The following is a 20,447-nucleotide window of genomic DNA, read 5'->3' as shown; positions in this document are numbered from 1 at the left end:
CCCCCCAAGGGCCGCGTCGGTCCAGGTCGCGACTGGCCTGGACCCTGATGGCGCTCGCCTCGACGGTGGGCGTCATTCTGTTTTGCGGACTGGGCATCTGGCAGGTCCAGCGCCTCGCCTGGAAAACCGACCTGATCGCCCGTGTCGAGGCGAGGCTGGCCGCCCCGGCGGTTCCGGCTCCGGCCGAGGCTGATTGGCCGGGGATCGCAAGCGGCCCAGACGAATATCGTCGGGTCGAGGTGACGGGCCAATTCGATTTCAGCCGTGACCGGCTGGTTCAGGCAGTTACGCAGCAGGGACCCGGCTTCTGGGTCATGACGCCCCTGCAAACGGATCAGGGCTGGGCAGTCTGGATCAATCGCGGCTTCGTTCCGCAGGATCGCCGCGAGGCCGCCGACCGAATCCAGCCCAGCGGCGACCAGGCCGTATCCGGACTTTTGCGGATCACGCAGCCTGACGGGGCCTTCCTTCGCTCGAATGATCCCGCGGCGGGCCGCTGGTATTCCCGCGATGTCGAGGCCCTGTCGGCAGATGCGGGCCTTGCCACGCATGCCCCCTATTTCATCGACGCCGACCCAGGGCAGGACCCGCAGGCCCTGCCGGTCGGTGGACTGACGGTGGTCAGCTTTCGCAACAGCCATCTCAGCTATGCGCTGACATGGTTCGCCATGGCCGCAGGTTTGGCGCTTGGCGCGTTCTACGTCCTCAGGGCGGATCGGCGGCTCGGAGACTAAGCCGTTCCCGCGTTTCGGGCGGTGTCAGGTCGTGCAGGAAAGATCTTGCCCAGGTAGACACCGGATAGCTTTCCAGCCGCCGCATCAGGACCGAATGCCTGTCGCGCCGCTCCTCGATCGGCATGGTCAGGGCGCGGGCGATGGCATTTGCAACCTCTTCGACGTCATAGGGATTGACGATCAGGGCCGCGCCCATCTCTTCTGCGGCCCCGGCGAATTGCGACAAGACCAGAACGCCGGGATCCTCGGGGTCTTGCGCCGCGACATATTCCTTGGCCACAAGGTTCATCCCGTCCCGCAACGGTGTGACCAGCCCGACGCGCGCCAGCCGATAAAGCCCGGCCAGAAGGCTGTGGCTGAAGGCGCGGTTGATATAGCGCACAGGCACCCAGTCCAGCGTTCCATAGCTGGCATTCAGGCGACCCGCACGCTCGGCCACCTCCTGCTGGATGCGGTCATAGCCTTCGATCCCACTGCGCGAGGCCGGGGTGATCTGCAGGAAACTGACGCGGTTGTGCAGGCCACCGTGATTGTCCAGAAGCTGCTCGATCGCGCGCAGCCGTTCGGGAAGGCCCTTCGAATAATCCAGCCGGTCCACCCCGATCACCAGATCCCGCTGCCCGAATTGCTGATAGAGGTCGCGAATACGCGGCAGGTTGCGGGCGCGGCGCGCCCGGCTGGCGAATCCTTCGGTATCGATTGAAATGGGATAGTCCCCGATCCGCGTGCCGCGCGGAGGGGTCGTCGCCTCCAGCGTGCCGCGCATCGCTTCGACCGCGTCGCGCAGGTTTCGCACATCCGCGCGGGTCTGAAGCCCGACGACGTCATAGCTGAGCATCGCGGACAGGAAGCAGCGCGCGCGGGGCAGGGCCCGGAACATGTCCTGCGCGGGCCAGGGAATGTGGTGGAAATAGCCGATGCGGTTCTGCACCCCCCTGTCGCGCAGGGCCGAGGCCAGCGGGATCAGGTGATAGTCATGCACCCAGATCAGATCGTCCGGCCGCAGCATCGGCAGCAGCGCATCTGCGAACTTGTCGTTGACCGCAAGATAGCGGTCCATGTCGCCGCGGGAATATTCCAGCAAATCCGCGCGATAATGGCAAAGCGGCCAGAGAACGCTGTTCGAGATCCCTTCATAATAGCCAGCAATATCCTCCTGCGTCAGATCCAGCGCCGCATAGGTGACCCTGCCTTCGACTTGCAGACGGGGCGGTGCGGCCGCATCGTTCGTCTTGCCCGACCAGCCCAGCCACAGGCCGTCCTCATCCTTCAGCGCCGCTTCCAGCGCCACGGCCAGCCCGCCGGCGGCGACACCCTTGCCAAGCGCGGGCAGCCGGTTCGAGACCACGACAAGACGGCTCATACGACGTCCTCCCACCGGCGCGACAGCTTGCTGGCGGCGTTGATGAGACCGACCATTGAATAGGTCTGCGGGAAGTTGCCCCAAAGCGTGCGGCTGGCGACATGGACCCCCTCGGAGAGCAACCCCAGACTGTTGCGCTGTGCCAGCACGGCGGCAAAGATCTCGCGCGCCTCGTCGGTCCGGCCCAGCCTGCTCAGCGCGTCGATGAGCCAGAAGGTGCAGGCGGTAAAGGCGGTTTCGGGCGCGCCGAAATCGTCAGGGGTCTTGTAGCGAAACAAGTGATGTCCCTGCCGCAACTCGGCCTCGATGGCCAGCACTGTGGCGCGATAACGGGGATTGGCGCCGGTCGTATAGCCGATCTCGGTCATCAGCAGCAGGCTTGCGTCCAGATCGTCGCTGCCAAAGGCCATGACATAGCTTTGGCGGGTCTCGCTCCAACCATAGGCTTCGATGGCCTCGCGGATTTTGGCGGCCTCGGCTCCCCAGCGGCTCGCGCGGTCCTCAAGCCCCAGATGGGCCGCGATCCGGGCGAGCCGGTCGCAGGCGCCCCAACACATCATGGCCGAATGGGTGTGGATGCTTTCGCGGGTCCGGAATTCCCACAGCCCGGCATCCGGCGTGTTCCAGCGGGCAACGGCCTGCTCGCCAAGCACCTCCAGCCGGTGGAACAGATCGATCCCGCCAAGCCGTGGCAGGCGTTCGTCAAAAAAGCATTGGCTGACTGCCAGGATGACCGAGCCATAGCCGTCATTCTGGACCTGCACATAGGCCGCATTGCCGCGCCGGACCGGGGCGTTCCCGGCATAGCCCGCAAGCGCGTCGCAGCTTTCCTCGACAATGACGCGTTCATGGCCAAGACCAAAAAGGGGCTGCATATAACCGTCCGGCGACCCGGTGGCGAGGTTCAGGACATATTCGAGATAGTCCTCCATCGTCTTGGTTACGCCCAGACTGTTCAGCGCCTTCACGGTGAAGAAGCTGTCGCGAAGCCAGCAATAGCGGTAGTCCCAGTTTCGTCCCGTGCCCTGGTATTCAGGGATCGAGGTCGTCAGCGCCGCGACGATCCCGCCCGTTTCCTCGTATTCGCACAGTTTCAGGGTGATTGCGGCCCGGATCACGGCATCCTGGTAATCGGGCGGGATCGACAGCGCGCGCACCCAGTCGGCCCAGTAGCTTTGCGTCCGGTCCAGAAAGCTTGCGGCCAGAACCTCGGGCGCTTCGCTGAGCGGTTCATCCGGGCCCAGCAGGAAGACCCGCGGCCGGTCCAGCAGGAACGGCGTCTCGTTCAGCACGAACTCAACCGGGGCCGAGGTGGTCAGCCGCAGCCGCTCTTCACCCAGTTCATAACGCAAGTGGTTCGACCCGCGCCGCACCGTGGCGGAATGGGCGCCATAACCGTGGCGTGGACGAAGGCGCATGGTGATGCGCGGCATTCCCTGCAGTGGTTCGATGATCCGGACCAGCGTGCGGCCCCTGAACATCCGCCCGCGGTCGCGAAAGCGGGCCAGGAAATCAATGATGCGCAGGCTGTTGCCCTGCGCGTCGATCTGCACCGTCTCTAGAATGGCGGTATTGCGGCGATAGCTTTGCCGTGTCTCGGTCAAGTCGTCACAGCGGACGGACCAGACCCCGTCCTGTGGTCCGACCTTGGGTTCCAGCAGACTGCAAAAGGCCGGGTCGCCGTCAAATCGCGGAAGGCACATCCAGACGATGTCGCCGAAGCGGTCGACAAGTGCGGCAGTGGCGGCATTCCCGATGATCCCCAGCTCTAGCGAGGGTTTCACGCTCAGATCCGTCATGCCGCCAACCTTTCGTTCAGCCATGCCGCCAGCGCTTCGGGCCCCGCAAGACGCAGATCGGCGGCAAGAGGAACCTCTCCCATCGCGACGGCAATGCCACCGGCGGCTTGCGCGGCGGCAAGCATGGGAAGGTCATTCAGGTCGTCGCCAAAGGCAATCGGGCGGCGCCCGCGAAAGGCGGGCAGGGTCAAGAAACGGCTGAGCGCGGTGCCCTTGTCATCCCCGGCCGGGCGGATCTCGATCACGCTTTTGCCGGGTTGCAGGGACCAGCCGTCGCCCAGCCGGGCAAGGGCCTCCTGCGCGGCATGGGTCAATGCGGCCTCGGCTTCGGACGCGCCGCGCCAGTGCAGGGCGAAGCCTTGCCGCTTGTCCTCCAGCAGCGCGCCGGGGTGGTCCGCAATCAGCCGTGCCAGATCGGGCAGAAGCGACCGGATGGCCGCCACGCGGGCGGCGACGATGCGGTCCGGGGTCGGCGCGGCATCGGGGAAGTCCATGCCATGCAACCCGGCGACCGGCAGATCCGGCCCGACCAGGGACACCAGTTCGCTGCTTTGGCGCCCGGTGATGATGGCGACCGCACCGCGGGTGCGAAGATATAGTTGGCCAAGATCGCGGCGAAGGCCCGGTGAAAGGACCACATCCTGCGGGCGCGGCGCGATTTCGGCCAAAGTGCCGTCGAAATCAAAGAAAAACGCAAAACGCTCAAGATCGAGCGCACAGAATTCGGCAGTGATATCCTTCAAGCCATCCGTCCTTTCAGATGATGCTCTTGCATGATGACGACGCGCCCGAAGGGGTGCGAGGTTCGGGGTTCGCGACAGACGAGGCGGCACCCACTGCGAAGTAAAGACGGCAGGCGCAGTGGCGGTTCCCGCCGATCCGGGGATGCGGCGGCGCGCGGCCCGCTATTGCCCGATGAATGCCTGCATCTGCGCGGCGAAGGGGCAATTTGACAGCAAGCAGCGGGGCGTATCGGTCGAAGCGATCGCCTAGGCTCTGCCCATCATGAACGGGAAGGGCTATATCATGTTGATGGACCAAGATCAAAAGACCGCGCTCGATCCCCGCTGGCAGGCCGTGATGTCACGCGATCGCAGCGCCGATGGCACTTTCGTCTATGCGGTGCGCACGACCGGCGTCTATTGTCGGCCGTCCTGTGCGTCACGTCGCGCCAATCCCCGGAATGTCGGCTTCTTCGCAAGCCCCGACGCAGCCGAGGCGCAGGGGTTTCGCCCCTGCCTGCGCTGCAATCCGCGCGGCCAGTCCCCGGCGCAGGCCAATGCCGTGCTGGTCGCCGCCGCCTGCCGCATGATCGAAGAGGCCGAGGAGATGCCCTCGACCGAGGATCTGGCCCGGCGGATCGGCCTCAGCACCTTTCATTTTCACCGCCAGTTCAAAGCCGTGACAGGGATGACGCCGCGCCGCTATGGGGCGGCGCATCGGGCGGCGCGGGTCCGCGATGCCCTTGCCTCGGGCGCAAGTGTCACTGCGGCAATTCATGAGGCAGGGTTTGGTTCGGCCAGCCGTTTCTATGATGGTGCCGACAGCGCGATCGGCATGGCAGCATCGGCTTTCCGCAAGGGCGGAGAAGACGCGGTGATCCGCTTTGCGCTGGCCCAAAGCGCGCTGGGGGCGATCCTGGTCGCCAGCACCGACCGGGGCATCTGCGCGATTTCGATGGGCGACGATCCCGAACCTCTGCTGGCCGAGCTGCAGGACCGTTTCCCCAAGGCGCAGCTGATCGGCGGGGATGACGCATTCGAGGCGCTGGTTGCTCGCGTCGTCGCATTTGTCGAGGCGCCGGGGCAGGGGCTGGATCTGCCGCTGGACATTCGCGGGACAGCCTTTCAGCAGCGCGTCTGGCAAGCCCTGCGCGACATCCGGGCGGGCGAGACTGTCAGCTATGCCGAACTTGCCGCGCGGATCGGTTCACCCGCGGCGGTGCGGGCAGTGGCCGGGGCTTGCGCGGCGAACAAGCTGGCGGTGGTGATCCCGTGCCACCGCGTGGTGCGCAATGACGGCGCCCTTTCTGGCTATCGCTGGGGCGTCGAACGCAAGCGCGAACTGCTTGACCGCGAGGCGACGCCCTAGCGTCCGCGCTGCCAGAACAGGGCATAGGCGAGATAAAGCCCGGCCGCGGCAAAGCCCGCGGCCCAAAGCTGTGCGCCGTTAATATACTCAACCCCGGCCCAGGCCAACGGGCCCAAGACGCAAAGCAGGCGTACCCAGAGACGGTCGAAGAAGGGGTTGTTCGGATCAACAAGCATGGCCCTGTCTAGCGCAGTCGGGAACCGGGATGAAGGGGGGCTGCGTTCCAATCTGCCGCTTTCGGAGATTGGCCATGTCGCAAGAACTGCAACGTATTTTCATGGGAGAGCAGGATCCGCTGTTTCTGGCCGAAATCCTGTTCCGCACCTGCATCATCTATTTCTATACGCTGGCGCTGATGCGCTGGATTGGTGGGCGCAGTATCGCGCAGCTTTCGATCGTCGAGTTCCTGCTGGTCATTGCGATCGGCTCGGCGGTCGGAGATTCGCTGTTCTATCCTGACGTGCCGCTGATCCCGGCGATGCTGGCGATCCTGTTGGTCGTGCTGGCCAACAAGCTGGTGGACCTTGCGATCATGCAGTCGTCGCGCCTGACTCGGTTCTTCGAAGGCAGTCCGCAGGTCGTCGTGATCGAGGGGCGCGTCGACCGCCACAAAATCCGCAGCCGCGGGATCGGAGAGCACGAGCTTTACATGAAGCTGCGCGACAAGGGCGTGGACGATCTTTCGCAGGTGTTGCTGGCGGTGCTGGAAACAAACGGCACCGTGTCGGTCCTGGTCCGGTCACGGTCCGAGGTGCCTGCCAAGGGCCTTTATCAACCGCCTGCCCTGCCCGAGGCCGAGCTTGCGGGGGCTGCGGGCATCACCGGATCTGCATCACGGTGATCCGATGCGACGCAGTGGGCCGCTTGCGCTGGGGTCAATTCCGCCGCAGTTTGCGATGCGTCACGGACGCGAGCATATCATGACCCAGCCCCAATTTCCCGGCATCCGCATCGATGCGGCCGAGATCCGCATCGTTCATCTGCCTCTGCTGACCCCCTTTGTCATCTCGACCGGGACGATGACGGACAAGATCTTTCCGCTTCTGACGCTGCGGGGCGATGGATTGGAGGGCTTCGGCGAAGGTGTCATGGACATCCTGCCGGATTATCTTGAGGAAACGCAGGCCGGATCGCTGGCTTTCCTGGAGCAGGCGATCCTGCCGCAGATTCTGGGCCGCAGCTTTGCCTCGCCCGCGGAACTGGCGGCGATCCTTGATCCCTGGCGCGGACACCGGATGGCGAAGGCCATGGTCGAAATGGCGGTCTGGGACATGTGGGCCAAGGCGCTGAACATTCCCCTGACTGCCGCCCTTGGCGGCACCCGCGAGGCGGTCGAGGTGGGCGTCAGCCTGGGCATCGCGGATATCCCCACGACCCTTGAACGGGTCGCGACGGCGGTCGAAGGGGGGTATCGCCGCGTCAAGCTGAAGATCCGCCGTGGCCATGACCTGGAATTGCTGGCCGCAGTGCGCAATGCCTTTCCCACGATCAAGCTGACAGTCGATGCGAATACCGACTATCGCCTGCCGGACCTGCCCCTGCTGAAGACGATGGACCAGTTCGGGCTGGACTATATCGAGCAGCCCCTGGCCTTCGACGACATCGACGACCATTCCCGGATTCAACGTCACTTGCTGACGGCGATCTGCCTGGACGAAAGTATCCGTTCCGCCACCGACGCCCGCAAGGCGCTGGTGGCCGAGGCTGCGCGGGTCATCAACATCAAGGTCGGGCGCGTCGGGGGCTTTGGCCCAGCCCGCGCCATCCACGACCTTTGCGCGGCCTTCGATGTTCCGGTCTGGTGCGGCGGGATGCTGGAATCGGGGATTGGCCGGGCACACAATATCCATCTGGCGAGTCTGCCCAATTTCTCGAAACCGGGCGATACATCTTCCGCAAGCCGCTATTTCAAAAGGGATATCGTCGAGCAGCAACTTGAGGCAGTTGGCGGGCTGATGCCGATACCGCGTCATGGCCCCGGTCTTGGGGTCACATTGGACCGCCCCTATCTCGACAGCGTGACCAGCCAGCGGCAAGACTTCCGGCCATGACCGATATCGTGCTGCGCGAACTGGCGACACTGGCCGAGCTGAAAGCCTCGGAGGATTTCCAGCGTGCGGTCTGGGGTCAGGAAGATCCCGCTGACAATGCCGATCTGATGCTGGCGATCCAGCACGAAGGCGGACTTGTCGCCGGAGCGTTCGAAGGTGCGCGTATGCTGGCCTTCCTGATCGCATTTCCGAGCGCGACTGCGGGCGTCCAGCACTCGCACCGGCTGGGGGTTCTGCCGGAAGCGCGCGGGCTTAGGCTTGGCCTGCGGCTGAAATGGTTCCAGCGTGACTGGTGCCTGGCGCGCGGGATAACGTTGGTTCGCTGGACCTATGATCCCCTGCGCGCCGTCAATGCCAGCCTGAATATTGGCGCATTGGGGGCGACTTCCGGCACATATCTTGAAAACTACTATGGGGTGATGGAGGGGATCAACGCGGGGCTTCCCTCGGACCGGGTCATGGTGGACTGGCAGCTTGACAGTCCCGCGGTGGCGTTTCGGGCTGCCGGAACCAGACCCGCGCCCATGCCGGGGTCCACGCGCATTGCGATCCCTGCCGATCTGGACAGGCTGCTGCTGTGCGACATTGACGCTGCGCTGCTTGCGCGCATGGATCTGCGCAGGGCCTTGACCGACGCCTTTGGCCGGGGCCAAAGGATCACTGGATTCGACAACCGCGATGCGGCCTATCTGCTTTCGGACGCGCAGGCCTGATCCGGGCGCGGGGTCCGGTCCGACGCTGCACCACGAAGGAATGCTGGTAACGATGATGAACCCGATGTCGCTTGCGCAACGGCTTTTGCGCAAGAAGCCGATCAGTCTTTTCGCCGAGCAGGCCGCCGAACAGCGGGGCGCAGAGCTGGGCCGCAGCATCACGCTGTTCCAGTTGACCATGCTGGGTGTCGGCGCGACGGTCGGCACGGGGATCTTCTTCGTGCTCGCCGAACAGGTGCCGACGGCGGGACCGGCGGTGCTGGTTTCCTTTCTGATCGCGGGTTTCGCTGCCGGCCTGACCGCCCTTTGCTATGCCGAGATGAGCTCGATGATCCCGGTCGCTGGGTCCAGCTATTCGTATGCCTATGCCACGATGGGTGAGGGCGTGGCCTTTCTGGTCGCGGCCTGCCTTGTCCTTGAATACGGCGTCTCTGCCGGCGCGGTTGCCGTGGGGTGGAGCGAGTATCTGCACAACCTCATTTTTGTGACGACCGGATTGGAGCTGCCGCGCGCGCTGTTGCACGCCCCGCTTGTCGCCGAGGGATATACGCTGCACCGGGGTGGCGACGGGCTGATCAACCTGCCTGCCGCGTTTCTGGTCTTTCTTTGCTGCCTGCTGCTGATGCGGGGGGCGCGTGAATCCGCCCGTGCCAACGCGATCATGGTGATGGTCAAGCTGGCGGTGCTGGCGCTGTTTATCGTCCTTGCCTTCACCGCCTTTGACAGTGGGAACCTTGTGCCCTTTGCCCCGCATGGCTTTGCGGGGATCAGCGCGGCAGCGGGGTCGATCTTCTTCACCTTCATCGGTCTTGATGCGGTTTCGACCGCGGGGGACGAGGTGCAGAATCCGCGCCGGAATCTGCCGCTGGCGATCATTTTGGCACTGTTCATCGTCATCGGGTTTTACCTTCTGGTCGCGCTGGCGGCGCTTGGCGCGCAGCCTCAAGGCATGTTCGGCGGACAGGAGGCCGGGCTTGCCGTCATCCTGCAGAATGTGACGGGATCGCCGATCCCCGCCGTGATCCTTTCGGCGGGTGCGGTCATCTCGGTCTTTTCGGTGACGCTGGTGGTGCTTTACGGACAGACGCGCATTCTGTTCGCCATGTCGCGCGACGGATTGCTGCCGCCGGTCTTCAGTCGTGTGAACGCCCATACCCGCGTCCCTGCGGTGAACACGGTGATCGTGTCCTGCTTTGTCGGTGCCATCGCGGCCTTCCTGCCCGCGGACATCCTGTGGGACCTGACCAGCATGGGCACACTGACGGCGTTTACCGTGGTGTCGCTTGGCGTCATCATCCTGCGCTATCGCAGCCCCGAGGCGCCGCGCGGGTTCCGCGTGCCGCTGTTCCCGGTGCTGCCGATCCTCAGCATCCTGTGCTGCCTTTACCTGATTTCCAGCCTGCCGATGATTGTCTTCCGCATGACGGCGATCTGGCTGATCCTCGCCGCGGCATTCTATCTGCTTTATGCCTCGCGCAGATCGGTGCTTGAGGGGCGTGACGCTGGGTCAGGCCTGCGCGGGAAGGGCCAGCCGGGCGAATAGCGCCTTTACATATGCGGCAGGGTCGTCTAAATGGCGGCCTTTGGCTCCGCGTGTCCGGAGCGGCGAAGGGTTTGGTTCCCTGCCGCGAAGGGTCTGGTGCCGCTCATCGGGTGTTCGGCACCCCCTTTTCTGGCGAAAACATGACAGAACTTCGTATTGCCGGGCCTTTGGCCGCGGCACTGGCAGCCAAGGGCTATGCCAGCCTGACCTCCGTGCAAGATGCCGTCCTGGCGGATGATACTTCCGGTCGTGACCTGCTGGTCTCGGCCCAGACCGGTTCGGGCAAGACCGTGGCCTTTGGCCTGGCCATGGCACCCGACATCCTGGGCGATGGCGACACCCTGGCGCCCGCCGAGGTGCCACTGGCGCTGGCCATTGCACCGACGCGCGAACTGGCGCTGCAAGTCGCCCGCGAACTGGCCTGGCTTTACGGCGAGGCAGGTGCGCGCATTGCAACCTGTGTCGGCGGCATGGATTACCGCAACGAACGCCGTGCGCTTGAGCGCGGGGCCCATATCGTCGTCGGTACGCCCGGTCGCTTGCGCGACCATATCGAACGTGGCGGGCTGGACCTGTCCGGCCTGCGCGCCGCGGTCCTGGACGAGGCCGACGAGATGCTGGATCTTGGTTTCCGCGAGGATCTGGAATTCATTCTTGAAGCGGCCCCGGCCGAGCGCCGGACGCTGATGTTCTCGGCCACCGTGCCCCCGGCGATCGAAAAGCTGGCCAAGGATTTCCAGCGCGACGCGCTGCGCATTGTTGCGCATGGCGAGGCTCGCCAGCATGGCGACATCGAATACCGTGCGATCAGCGTGCAGACGCGTGACCGCGAACCGGCGATCTTCAACCTGCTGCGGCTGTACGAGGCGCAGACGGCCATCGTCTTCTGCAAGACCCGCGCGAATGTCAGCTATCTGCTGGCACGCATGGCCAATCGCGGCTTCAAGGCGGTTGCGCTTTCGGGTGAGCTTAGCCAGCAGGAACGCAGCCACGCCCTTCAGGCGCTGCGCGACGGTCGCGCGCAGGTTTGCATCGCGACCGACGTGGCCGCGCGCGGCATCGACCTGCCGGGGCTGGAACTGGTGATCCATGCCGATCTGCCGACCAATGCCGAAACGCTGCTGCACCGTTCCGGTCGGACGGGCCGCGCCGGGTCCAAGGGGGTCTCGGCCCTGATCGTGATCGCGCCGGAATACAAGAAGGCGCAGCGCCTGCTGAAATTCGCCAAGATCGAGGCCGAATGGTCCGGTGCGCCCTCGGCGGACGAGGTGCGGGCCAAGGACGACACGCGGATGCTGGAACATCCCGCGCTGCTGGAAGAAGTCGGTGACGATGCCGCGCAGGCGGGGGATCTGATCTCGCGCTTCGGGGCCGAGCAAGTCGCCGCGGCCTTCATCCGGCTGTGGCGCGAAGGCCGCCCCGCTGCCGAGGAACTGGCCGTGATGACCGAGCGCCCGGCGCCGAGCGCCCCGCGCGAACCGCGCGAATTTGGGGATTCGGTCTGGTTCTCGCTTTCCGTCGGCTATTCTGGCCGGGCCGAGGCCCGCTGGCTGCTGCCGAAAATCTGCGAAGCAGGTGGTGTCACCAAGGACGTCATCGGCGCGATCAAGGTGCGTGATCACGAAAGCTTCGTGCAGATCGCTGCCGCCGCCGCCGACCGCTTTGGCGAGGCGACCGAGCTGGAAGAGGGCCTGATGATGGTCCGTCATCCCGGCATGCCCAATTTTGAACGCAGCAGTGGGGCCCCGGCACCCCGTCGCGAAGCGCCCGCCAAGAAGGCCTATCCGAAGAAGAAGCCCGAGGGCTCGTTCGAAAAGCGCCCGCGTGGCGAATGGCGCGAAGAGCAGCCGCAACCCGAAGCCGCCGCCCCGGCTGCCCGCAAGGCGCGTTGGACCACGGCGGAAAAATCGGGCAAGCGCACGAATGACGCGGTGGCCCCCTGGACCAAAAGTAAGCCTGCCAAGGCCGAAGGGAAGGCCGGTTGGGCCAAGCCCGCGCCGCGGCGCAAGGCTGAAACCGGCAAGACCGGCTTTGCCAAGGGTCGCAAGGGATAAAAAAGACGCCCGGCCAATCGGCCGGGCGTTTTTCATTCAGTAGGGCAGGCCGACATAGTTTTCGGCCAGCGCCGTCTGGGCAGCCGTGGAATGGGCAAGGTAATCGACCTCGGCCGCCTGCATCCGCGCCAGGAACGATCCTTCGGCCGGGAAGTGGTGCAGCATCCGTGTCAGCGACCACGAAAAGCGCGAGGCTTTCCACACCCGCGCCAGCGCGGTGGCGGAATAGCCAGCAAGCAGCCCTTCGTCTCCCGCGTAATGCGCGATCAGCGCCTTCGACAGGTAATGGATGTCCGAGGCGGCAAGGTTCAGCCCCTTGGCCCCGGTCGGGGGCACGATATGCGCGGCGTCCCCGGCAAGATAGATGCGCCCCCAGCTCATCGGTTCGGAGATGAAGCTGCGCAGCGGCGCGATGCTTTTCTCGATCGAAGGTCCGGTGACCAGGGTCTCGGCCAGATGCGGGGGCAGGCGCCGCCGCAGCTCGGCCCAGAAGGCGTCATCGCTCCAATCCTCGGCCTTGCCGGTCAGCGGAACCTGCAGGTAATGGCGGCTGAGATTGGCATTGCGCATCGAACAAAGCGCAAAGCCGCGCTCATGCCCGGAATAGACCAGTTCGTCCGCAACCGGCGGCGTATGGGCCAGAATCCCCAGCCAGCCGAAGGGATAGACGTTCTCAAACTCGCGGCGTACCGCCTTGGGGATGGTGTTGCGACTGACACCGTGGAATCCGTCGCACCCGGCGATGAAATCGCAATCGACGCGATGGCTGCGGCCTTGGTGGGTGAAGGTGACATGGGGGGCGTCGCTGTCGGCATCGTGGATCGCGACATCCTCGGCCTCGTGAAAGACGGGCGCGCTGATGCGGTCCAGCTCCTCATACAGGTCGCGCGTGACCTCGGTCTGGCCATAGATGGTGACGGTCTTGCCGGTCAGCTTCTTGAAGTCGATATGAACGGTTGTTCCGTGGGCGGTGATGATGGTCCCGTCATGGACAAAACCTTCCGCCTGCATCCGCGAACCGATGCCGGCTTCGCGCAGCATGTCGCACAGGCCCTGTTCCAGCACGCCCGCCCGGATCCGGGACAGGACATAGTCGCGAGAGCGCCGTTCCAGCACGACCGCATCCACGCCCGCGCGGCGCAGAAGCAATGAAAGCAGCAGCCCGGACGGACCGCCGCCAATGATGCAGACCTGATGGCGCATGATCTTTATCCTCCTCGAGCGGCGAAACCGTGTCGCTCATGATCTGCGGCAAAATGGCGCAAGCCATCCTGCCACGAAATGGACGAGGCGTCGGAAAGATTGGACGGATCGTCAGTCGGTCCCGCCCTGTCGGCGGAAGGCTCCCGGCGAAAGCCCCACGCGCTGCGTGAAGAAGCGGTTGAAATAGGCCGGGTCGTCGAAGCCTGCCATATGTGCGATCTGCGCCACGCTGTTGTCGGTATAAATCAGGTAGCGTTTGGCCTCGAGCAGGACGCGTTCATGCAGGATCTCGGTCGCGGTGCGGCCCGCGCGCAGCTTGCAGGCTGCGTTCAGCCGCGCGGTCGTCACCGCCAGTTCGGCGGCATAGAAGGAGGGCGATCGCTGGTCTCGAAAATGAGCCTCGACCAGTGCGCGATACCGGATCAGTAGATCCTGATCGCGGTCGGCGGGGGCAAGCTCGGTCGGTTCCTGGGCGATGCCAAGCCGCAGGACGATCACCAGAAGCCGCATGAACAGGGCCATGATGGCAGAGCGACGCCCAGGGGCGGACCAGATGAATTCGCGGTGCAGCCAATGGAAGGTATCGATGAGCGCGGGAATGTCGACGCCGGACCCGGTCAGACCCATCACGGCGGGGCGTGCGACGGCAAGAGCCAGCCGCGCATCGGTCGCCGTCGCGGCATTCAGCCAGCCAAGAGCTGCGGTGACGACATAGCCGTCGGTGCCGGGGTCGAATTCGAACTGGTGGACGCAACCCGCAGGCAGGACCAGCACGGCGGGGGCGGGGATCGATTGGCTTCGATCCTCAAGCCGGATGGTTCCGCCGCCGCTTTGGATCAGCATGATCTGCATGTGATCGGGATGAGCATGGGCCTGGATGCGCCAGCCGTTGGGACCGCTGCGGTCCAGGATCGGCTCGACATGCAGGAAGTCCAGTTCGACATCCTGATCCCGGTCCCCATAGAGGTAGTAATGCGGGATACCTGTCTGCGGGGTCCGGGTCATGGCGCGTCCTTGCCCAGGTCCGGCGCCCGAAAAAAATCGGGCGCGGGAGGGGGTCGTTCAGACCTTTTGTTTCATCACCTGCGTCGTGGTGATGGCGATCGCCGCCAGCAGGCCCACGATGGCAAATACATAAAAGCCCCAAGGGTGCCCGACGCCAAGCGAAACCAGCGTTCCGCCCAGCAGCGGACCCGAGATCGCGCCGATCCGCCCGATCCCCGCCGCCATTCCAAGTGCGGTGGCCCGGATCGCGGGCGGGTGGTTCGCAGCCGTATAGGCATAGACCAGCACCTGAGCCGAGAAGACGAAGCAGCCAGTGACGAAGACCAGCGGGTAAAGCGCCAGCGCCGGAACCTTGACGGAAAGCGCGGCAAGGAAACCGGCGCTTGCCAGGAACCACAGGATCGCGGCGGGCTTCAACCCGATCCGGTCGCCGACCTGCCCCGCGACCAGAAGCCCGCAGATGGCGCCGATATTCATCAGAAGCAGCAGGAGCAGGCCCTGTTGCAGCCCGTATCCAGCCTGGATCATCAGCGTGGGCAGCCAGGTATTCAGCGCATAGACCAGCAGCAGCCCCATGAACGAGGTGACCCAGATGCCGATGCTGTTGCGCAGCAGGGGGGCGCGGAACAGTGCGCCTGCGGTTTGCGCCGGAACACCTTCGACCGGGGCAGAGGCGATTTCGATCGAGATGCCGTTGGCGCGGGCGATGGCCTCGGCCTCGTCCCGGCGACCCTTGGCCAACAGGAAGGCGGGCGATTCCGGCAGGTGCATCAGCATCAGCGGCACCAGCACCAGACCGGGAAGCGCGCCGGCGATGAACATGGCGCGCCAGCCCAGGGTGGGCAGCAAGGCCAGCCCAAGCAGCGCGGTCGCAACCGCGCCGACGTGATAGCCCGTCATCACCCGAGTCGAGGCCTTGCCGGCCTGCCCGCGCGAGAACTCTGTCACCAGCGCAATCGCGGTCGGCAGGCAGCCGCCCAGACCAAAACCCGCCAGGAAGCGATAGATCGCAAGCTGAACCCAATCATGGGCAAAGGCGCAGGCGAGGGTCGCCAGCGAAAACGCGGCCACGGCCCAGATCATCGACTTGCGCCGTCCGAAGCGGTCGGTCATCGCCCCGATCAACAGGGCGCCCAGCGTCATGCCGACAAGGCTGATCGTCGAAACGAAGGTCGCCTCGGGCTTGGTCATAAAGGGCGATTCGCCGCCCGTCAGCGTCGGGATCAAGGCGCCGAGTACCACCAGATCGAACCCGTCCAGCACCACCGCGACCCAGCAAAGGCTGGAGATCCAGCCTGCGCCGGCCAGCAGGCGCTTATGTCCATCCGTCACCAAGATGCAGTTCCTCCTCGAATTCCGGAATGCGGAACCGTGCTCCTCGCGCCGGTCCGAACGCGGGGCCACTATCAGCGGGATCGATGGTGGTAAATGGCAAAGCGAGGACGGCAAGCCTGCGCCGGATCGTCGATGGGATGAGGATTCAGGGCCGCTCGCGGGCCACTTCCCGGGCGATTTCCGCGAAATCGGCCAGCCCGGTCGGAGCGCTGCCCTGACGTTGCGTCATCCCGACCGCGCCCGACAGAAAACGCGCTCCGGTGGGCAGGATCGCCAGGTCGCCGCGGTCCAATTCATGCGCCACCACGCCGCGCGAAATGAACCACAGGGCGTCCGAACTGAGGCAGATCCCGCGCCCCAAGGCCAGCGACACTGTCTCGACCGCGGGACGCAACCCGGCAAGGCCGTTCGCGGCAAGATAATCTTCCACCACCGGACGGATAAGTGCGGTGGTGGGGGGAAGAATCACCGGAGAGGCCGCAAGGGCCTCTTGCGCGGGCCGATGGCGAAACGGATGGTCGGCGCGCCCGACGAGCACGACTTCGTCTTCGTAAAGATGGTCGAAGCTCAGACCGGCCATCTCGGCCGCGCCGGGCAGGCGGCCCACGACGAGGTCGACCAGACCTTCGCGCAGCATCCGCATCAGGTGAAAATGGGGACCTGTCTCGACGGCCAGCAGGATTTCGGGCCGCAAGTCGCTGAACCGAAGCACCACGCGCGGCATGAAGCGCGTAGCGACAGTGGGCAGGACGCCGACCCGCAGGGTGCCGCTGACACCGGGACGCAAGGCCGCTGCACCCGCCTCAAGCGCCTGGATGGCGGTCAGTGCGTGGCGTCGAAAGACCGCCCCCCCTTCGGTCAGGACGAGCCTGCGGCCCTGGCGCAGGAACATCGGCTGACCCAGCAGCGCCTCAAGCTCGGCCAAGGTGCGGGACAGGGCGGGCTGGGTGATGCCTTGCGCGCGGGCGACCGCAGACAGACCACCTTCGGCCGCGATGTCCAGAAACGCGCGGATATGGCGCAACTTGACCCCAGGATGCATAGCAGAATGGTTATCCATCATGACCGATTTTGCATTATCCAAGCCGGAACCGTTATGCGAGATTATGGAAAGAGGGAGAGCATCATGCAAGTTCTGACCCGCCCCTGGGGCGCGATGCATTACCGGATTGACGGCCCGGCCGATGGGCCTGTCGTCGTCTTCGCCAATTCGCTGGGCACCGACCTGCGGCTTTGGGACCAGCTTATTGCCGAGATGCCCGAGGTTCGCGCGATCCGCTTTGACAAGCGCGGGCACGGCCTGTCGGACGAAGGCGGCGATTTCGGTGTCGAGGATCTGGCTGAGGATGCCGTCGCGCTGATCGAACATCTTGGCGTTGGCCCCGTCGTTTTCGTCGGCCTGTCGATCGGCGGCATGATCGCGCAGACGCTGGCGGCGCGCCGTCCCGACCTGGTCCGCGCGGCGGTCCTGTCGAACACTGCAGTCCGCATGGGGACAAAGGAAAGCTGGGCCGAGCGCATCGCCGCCGTTCAGTCGACCGGGATCGGCGCAATCGCCGATATCATCATGCAGCGTTGGTTCGCCCCGGTCTTTCGCGCGCGCCCCGAGTTGGCCGCCTGGCGCAACATGGTCCTGCGGACCTCGGCCATCGGCTATGTCGGGGCTTGCCGCGCGCTGGCTTCGGCTGATTTGACCGCGGCGACCAGTAACCTTTCCTTGCCGGTCGCGGTGATCGCGGGCGATCAGGACGGATCCTCGCCCGCCGAACTGGTCAAGGCCACCGCCGACCTGATCCGGGGCGCCGCCTTCCACGTCATTGCCGATGCGGGCCATCTGCCCTGCGTCGAGCAGCCCGCGGCATTCGCCGCGATCCTCCGGGACTTTCTCAGGGAAAATTCGAAATGACCGAACGATTCCATCAGGGCATGGTCACGCGCCGCCGGGTGCTTGGTGACGCCCATGTCGACCGAGCCGAGGCCAACAAGACCGCCTTCGACGAACCCTTCCAGACGCTCATTACCGAAGCCGCCTGGGGTTCGGTCTGGTCGCGCGACACGATCTCGGCCCGTGAGCGCTCGATGTTGACCATCGCGCTGCTGGCCGGGCTGGGTAACGATCACGAACTGGCCATGCATATCCGCGCCACCGCCAATACCGGCGCCAGCAAGGAGGACGTGCTGGATGCCCTTCTGCACGTCGCCATCTATGCCGGGGTGCCGCGCGCCAACCATGCGATCAAGATCGCCAAGGAGACCTTCGCGGAGATGGAGAGCAAGTGATGACCCAGAACAACGAAGTCGACCGCGGGCCCCTGTTCTTCCGCGACCGCGACTGGCACCCCGCCGCCTATACGCCGGGCTACAAGACCTCGATGACGCGTGCGCCGTTCCGGCCGCTGGTCGCCCTTGGCTCGACCCTGAGCGAGGAAACCGGCCCGGCCTTTGGCCATTCGATGGTCGGTAATCTCGACAACAACCTGATCCTGAACTTCACCGGCCAGCCCGCCATCGGCGAACGGATCATCATGCATGGCCGGGTGCTTGACGAAACCGGTCGCGGTGTTCCCAACGTCCTGGTCGAGATCTGGCAGGCCAATGCCGGTGGCCGTTACCGCCACAAGAAGGACGGCTATGCCGCGCCCCTTGACCCGAATTTCGGCGGTTGCGGGCGCACCATCAGCGGTCCCGATGGCTCATACGAGTTCCTGACCGTCCGTCCCGGCGCCTATCCCTGGCCGAACCGGGTCAACGACTGGCGCCCGATGCATATCCACATCTCGGTCTTTGGTTCCGGATTCGGCCAGCGCCTCATCACCCAGATGTATTTCGAGGGCGATCCGCTGATCCAGCGCTGCCCGATCATCAAGACCATCGGAGAGGACCGCGCTATTCAGGCCCTGGTCGCGCCGCTGGACCTGAACAGGGCGATCCCGATGGATTGCCTTGCCTACAAGTTCGACATCGTGCTGCGCGGCCGTCGCCAGTCGTTCTTCGAAAACCGCAAGGAGGGTCTGTGATGCAGAAGCTGGACTATCTGAAGGAAACCCCCTCGCAGACGGCCGGACCTTATGTCCATATCGGCCTGACGCCGAACAAGCTGGGCAACGCGGGCATCTATCCGGTCGATCTGGGCGAAAGCCCGATCCGCGATGGTGCCAAGGGGCAGGCAATCACCATCATCGGGACCGTGCGCGACGGGGCGGGCATGATCCTGCGCGATGCACTGATCGAAAGCTGGCAGGCCGATGCCGAAGGGATCTATCCCGGCAATGACCCGCGCGGCAGGGCGGATCCGAACGTCTCCGGCTGGGCCCGCATCATTGCCGATTTCGACAGCGGTGAATGGACCCTGAAGACGGTAAAGCCGGGCCGCGTTCCCTTTCCGGATGGCCGCATGATGGCGCCGCATGTCGCGCTGTGGGTGGTTGCCCGCGGGATCAACCTTGGCCTTCAGACCCGGATCTATTTCGAGGACGAGGACAACGAGTCTTGCCCGGTCCTGCAACGGATCGAGCATCGCGAGCGCGTGAACACGCTGATCGCCCGGAAAACCGGTGACGGCACCTATCGCTTCGATATTATCCTGCAAGGCGAGAACGAAACCGTATTCTTCGACATGTGAGGACAGGATGGGCGATCTGACGAACCGGCCCTGCATTATCTGCGTGGCGATCACCGGATCGCTTCCGACCAAGGAAAACAATCCGGCGGTGCCGATCACCATCGCCGAACAGGTCGAGTCCACGCAGGAAGCCTTCGAGGCCGGCGCGACGATCGCCCATTGCCATGTCCGTGACGACGAGGGGAAACCGACTTCGGACCCGGACCGCTTCGCCCGCCTCAAGGAAGGGCTGGAGCAGCACTGTCCGGGCATGATCGTCCAGCTTTCGACTGGTGGCCGTTCGGGCGCCGGTCAGGCCAGGGGCGGGATGCTGCCTCTGGCCCCCGACATGGCCTCGCTTTCGGTGGGCTCGAATAACTTCCCCACCCGCGTCTACGAGAACCCACCGGATCTGGTCGACTGGCTGGCGTCCGAAATGATCCGCCACGATGTGAAGCCCGAGATCGAGGCCTTCGATCTCAGCCATATCCTGCAGGCGGCCCGGATGCATGCCGATGGCCGGATCAAGGACCGGCCCTATGTCCAGTTCGTGATGGGCGTGAGGAACGCGATGCCCGCGGATCGCGATGTTTTCGACTATTATATCCATACGGTTCAGCGCCTCTTTGGCCCGGACGCGCCCTGGTGCGCCGCTGGGATTGGTCAGAACCAGATCCAACTGAACGAATGGGCGATCTCGTCCGGTGGCCACGCGCGCACCGGGCTCGAGGATAACGTCCGCCTGGACCGCGACCGGCTTGCTCCCTCGAACGCGGCGCTCGTCAGGCGCGCGGCCGAAATCTGCGACCGGTTCGAACGCCCCGTCGCAAACTGGCAGCAGGCGCGACAGATCCTTGGCTTGCGCCAACCCTTGGCCTGATCCCATTCACGCATTCACTGTTTTGAAAATACCCTCGGGGGGACCGGGGGGCTGACAGCCCCCCGGCTTCAACCG

At 64.9% G+C, this 20,447-nt stretch carries 20 protein-coding genes; 12 read left to right on the top strand and 8 right to left on the bottom strand.

Annotated elements, in window-relative coordinates; all coding sequences use genetic code 11:
* The first annotated feature begins 47 nt into the window (after positions 1-47).
* Positions 48-734 (top strand): SURF1 family protein, encoded by a 687-nt coding sequence (locus tag ACO2Q4_RS21185; protein ID WP_423321752.1) that lies wholly within the window; start codon positions 48-50, stop codon positions 732-734.
* On the opposite strand, the gene ACO2Q4_RS21180 is transcribed toward ACO2Q4_RS21185, so the two are convergent.
* Genes ACO2Q4_RS21180 through otsB form a run of 3 tightly spaced genes read right to left on the bottom strand, consistent with a single transcriptional unit; the run spans position 706 to position 4,639 of the window.
* Positions 706-2,097: an alpha,alpha-trehalose-phosphate synthase (UDP-forming) gene (locus ACO2Q4_RS21180; protein ID WP_423321750.1), complete on the bottom strand. Its 1,392-nt coding sequence runs from the start codon at positions 2,095-2,097 to the stop codon at positions 706-708. The genes ACO2Q4_RS21185 and ACO2Q4_RS21180 overlap by 29 nt on opposite strands.
* Positions 2,094-3,896, bottom strand: a complete 1,803-nt coding sequence (locus ACO2Q4_RS21175; protein WP_423321748.1) for a glycoside hydrolase family 15 protein — start codon at positions 3,894-3,896, stop codon at positions 2,094-2,096. The genes ACO2Q4_RS21180 and ACO2Q4_RS21175 overlap by 4 nt, the downstream gene beginning before the upstream one ends.
* Positions 3,893-4,639: a trehalose-phosphatase gene (otsB, locus tag ACO2Q4_RS21170; protein WP_395135475.1), complete on the bottom strand. Its 747-nt coding sequence runs from the start codon at positions 4,637-4,639 to the stop codon at positions 3,893-3,895. Before otsB ends, ACO2Q4_RS21175 begins: the two co-directional genes overlap by 4 nt.
* Positions 4,640-4,922: 283 nt before the next feature.
* On the opposite strand from otsB, the gene ada reads away from it, so the two are divergent.
* Positions 4,923-5,987: a bifunctional DNA-binding transcriptional regulator/O6-methylguanine-DNA methyltransferase Ada gene (ada, locus tag ACO2Q4_RS21165; protein WP_423321746.1), complete on the top strand. Its 1,065-nt coding sequence runs from the start codon at positions 4,923-4,925 to the stop codon at positions 5,985-5,987.
* Here the strand turns inward: ada and ACO2Q4_RS21160 are convergent.
* Positions 5,984-6,163, bottom strand: coding sequence for a hypothetical protein (locus ACO2Q4_RS21160; RefSeq protein ID WP_311761050.1), 180 nt, complete (start codon positions 6,161-6,163; stop codon positions 5,984-5,986). The two genes, ada and ACO2Q4_RS21160, sit on opposite strands and share 4 nt — an antisense overlap.
* A 74-nt stretch (positions 6,164-6,237) precedes the next feature.
* On the opposite strand from ACO2Q4_RS21160, the gene ACO2Q4_RS21155 reads away from it, so the two are divergent.
* From ACO2Q4_RS21155 to ACO2Q4_RS21135, 5 genes are all read left to right on the top strand, one after another.
* The gene (locus ACO2Q4_RS21155) at positions 6,238-6,828 is read left to right on the top strand and encodes a DUF421 domain-containing protein (protein ID WP_423321744.1); all 591 of its coding nucleotides are present in this window, start codon (positions 6,238-6,240) and stop codon (positions 6,826-6,828) included.
* Between the two features lie 79 nt (positions 6,829-6,907).
* Entirely contained in the window at positions 6,908-8,038 is a 1,131-nt protein-coding gene (gene menC, locus ACO2Q4_RS21150; protein WP_423321742.1) for an o-succinylbenzoate synthase, read from the top strand.
* Positions 8,035-8,751: a GNAT family N-acetyltransferase gene (locus ACO2Q4_RS21145; protein WP_423321740.1), complete on the top strand. Its 717-nt coding sequence runs from the start codon at positions 8,035-8,037 to the stop codon at positions 8,749-8,751. Before menC ends, ACO2Q4_RS21145 begins: the two co-directional genes overlap by 4 nt.
* Positions 8,752-8,803: 52 nt before the next feature.
* A complete protein-coding gene (locus ACO2Q4_RS21140; RefSeq protein WP_423321738.1) occupies positions 8,804-10,294 on the top strand; it encodes an amino acid permease in 1,491 nt (496 codons plus the stop codon).
* A 140-nt stretch (positions 10,295-10,434) separates the two neighbouring features.
* Positions 10,435-12,348, top strand: a complete 1,914-nt coding sequence (locus ACO2Q4_RS21135; protein ID WP_423321736.1) for a DEAD/DEAH box helicase — start codon at positions 10,435-10,437, stop codon at positions 12,346-12,348.
* Between the two features lie 36 nt (positions 12,349-12,384).
* Here the strand turns inward: ACO2Q4_RS21135 and pobA are convergent, their stop codons facing one another.
* The 4 genes from pobA to ACO2Q4_RS21115 form a co-directional block, all read right to left on the bottom strand.
* On the bottom strand, positions 12,385-13,551 hold the full coding sequence (gene pobA, locus ACO2Q4_RS21130; RefSeq protein WP_423321734.1) for a 4-hydroxybenzoate 3-monooxygenase: 1,167 nt from the start codon (positions 13,549-13,551) through the stop codon (positions 12,385-12,387).
* Between the two features lie 111 nt (positions 13,552-13,662).
* Positions 13,663-14,556 carry a helix-turn-helix domain-containing protein gene (locus ACO2Q4_RS21125; protein WP_423321732.1) on the bottom strand — a complete coding sequence of 298 codons (894 nt, stop codon included), beginning with the start codon at positions 14,554-14,556 and terminating at the stop codon, positions 13,663-13,665.
* A 57-nt stretch (positions 14,557-14,613) separates the two neighbouring features.
* The gene (locus ACO2Q4_RS21120; protein ID WP_395135485.1) at positions 14,614-15,888 is read right to left on the bottom strand and encodes an MFS transporter; all 1,275 of its coding nucleotides are present in this window, start codon (positions 15,886-15,888) and stop codon (positions 14,614-14,616) included.
* Between the two features lie 148 nt (positions 15,889-16,036).
* Positions 16,037-16,915, bottom strand: coding sequence for a LysR substrate-binding domain-containing protein (locus ACO2Q4_RS21115; protein WP_423321729.1), 879 nt, complete (start codon positions 16,913-16,915; stop codon positions 16,037-16,039).
* Positions 16,916-17,017: 102 nt separating this feature from the next.
* Here ACO2Q4_RS21115 and pcaD point away from each other — a divergent pair, with 102 nt between their 5' ends.
* The 5 genes from pcaD to ACO2Q4_RS21090 are packed head-to-tail and all read left to right on the top strand — an operon-like array spanning position 17,018 to position 20,372.
* Entirely contained in the window at positions 17,018-17,797 is a 780-nt protein-coding gene (gene pcaD / locus ACO2Q4_RS21110; protein ID WP_423321728.1) for a 3-oxoadipate enol-lactonase, read from the top strand.
* A complete protein-coding gene (pcaC, locus tag ACO2Q4_RS21105; protein ID WP_395135489.1) occupies positions 17,794-18,171 on the top strand; it encodes a 4-carboxymuconolactone decarboxylase in 378 nt (125 codons plus the stop codon). The genes pcaD and pcaC overlap by 4 nt, the downstream gene beginning before the upstream one ends.
* Positions 18,171-18,908, top strand: coding sequence for a protocatechuate 3,4-dioxygenase subunit beta (pcaH, locus tag ACO2Q4_RS21100; RefSeq protein ID WP_311761062.1), 738 nt, complete (start codon positions 18,171-18,173; stop codon positions 18,906-18,908). Before pcaC ends, pcaH begins: the two co-directional genes overlap by 1 nt.
* Entirely contained in the window at positions 18,908-19,513 is a 606-nt protein-coding gene (gene pcaG, locus ACO2Q4_RS21095; protein WP_395135491.1) for a protocatechuate 3,4-dioxygenase subunit alpha, read from the top strand. Before pcaH ends, pcaG begins: the two co-directional genes overlap by 1 nt.
* 7 nt (positions 19,514-19,520) lie before the next feature.
* The gene (locus tag ACO2Q4_RS21090) at positions 19,521-20,372 is read left to right on the top strand and encodes a 3-keto-5-aminohexanoate cleavage protein (protein ID WP_423321725.1); all 852 of its coding nucleotides are present in this window, start codon (positions 19,521-19,523) and stop codon (positions 20,370-20,372) included.
* Positions 20,373-20,447: the final 75 nt, after the last annotated feature.

The sequence above is a fragment of the Paracoccus sp. KR1-242 genome (assembly GCF_049446195.1).
Taxonomy (GTDB): Bacteria; Pseudomonadota; Alphaproteobacteria; order Rhodobacterales; family Rhodobacteraceae; genus Paracoccus; species Paracoccus broussonetiae.
This window is presented reverse-complemented; position numbering and strand designations above follow the sequence as displayed.

Coding starts and splice junctions, on each gene's coding strand:
- ACO2Q4_RS21090 (WP_423321725.1), top strand. CDS start 19,521: ATGGGCGATCTGACGAACCGGCCCTGCATTATCTGCGTGGCGATCACC.
- pobA (WP_423321734.1), bottom strand. CDS start 13,551: ATGCGCCATCAGGTCTGCATCATTGGCGGCGGTCCGTCCGGGCTGCTG.
- ada (WP_423321746.1), top strand. CDS start 4,923: ATGTTGATGGACCAAGATCAAAAGACCGCGCTCGATCCCCGCTGGCAG.
- ACO2Q4_RS21135 (WP_423321736.1), top strand. CDS start 10,435: ATGACAGAACTTCGTATTGCCGGGCCTTTGGCCGCGGCACTGGCAGCC.
- pcaD (WP_423321728.1), top strand. CDS start 17,018: ATGCAAGTTCTGACCCGCCCCTGGGGCGCGATGCATTACCGGATTGAC.
- pcaC (WP_395135489.1), top strand. CDS start 17,794: ATGACCGAACGATTCCATCAGGGCATGGTCACGCGCCGCCGGGTGCTT.
- ACO2Q4_RS21185 (WP_423321752.1), top strand. CDS start 48: ATGGCGCTCGCCTCGACGGTGGGCGTCATTCTGTTTTGCGGACTGGGC.
- ACO2Q4_RS21155 (WP_423321744.1), top strand. CDS start 6,238: ATGTCGCAAGAACTGCAACGTATTTTCATGGGAGAGCAGGATCCGCTG.
- ACO2Q4_RS21175 (WP_423321748.1), bottom strand. CDS start 3,896: ATGACGGATCTGAGCGTGAAACCCTCGCTAGAGCTGGGGATCATCGGG.
- ACO2Q4_RS21180 (WP_423321750.1), bottom strand. CDS start 2,097: ATGAGCCGTCTTGTCGTGGTCTCGAACCGGCTGCCCGCGCTTGGCAAG.
- pcaH (WP_311761062.1), top strand. CDS start 18,171: ATGACCCAGAACAACGAAGTCGACCGCGGGCCCCTGTTCTTCCGCGAC.
- ACO2Q4_RS21160 (WP_311761050.1), bottom strand. CDS start 6,163: ATGCTTGTTGATCCGAACAACCCCTTCTTCGACCGTCTCTGGGTACGC.
- ACO2Q4_RS21145 (WP_423321740.1), top strand. CDS start 8,035: ATGACCGATATCGTGCTGCGCGAACTGGCGACACTGGCCGAGCTGAAA.
- menC (WP_423321742.1), top strand. CDS start 6,908: ATGACCCAGCCCCAATTTCCCGGCATCCGCATCGATGCGGCCGAGATC.
- ACO2Q4_RS21140 (WP_423321738.1), top strand. CDS start 8,804: ATGATGAACCCGATGTCGCTTGCGCAACGGCTTTTGCGCAAGAAGCCG.
- pcaG (WP_395135491.1), top strand. CDS start 18,908: ATGCAGAAGCTGGACTATCTGAAGGAAACCCCCTCGCAGACGGCCGGA.
- ACO2Q4_RS21125 (WP_423321732.1), bottom strand. CDS start 14,556: ATGACCCGGACCCCGCAGACAGGTATCCCGCATTACTACCTCTATGGG.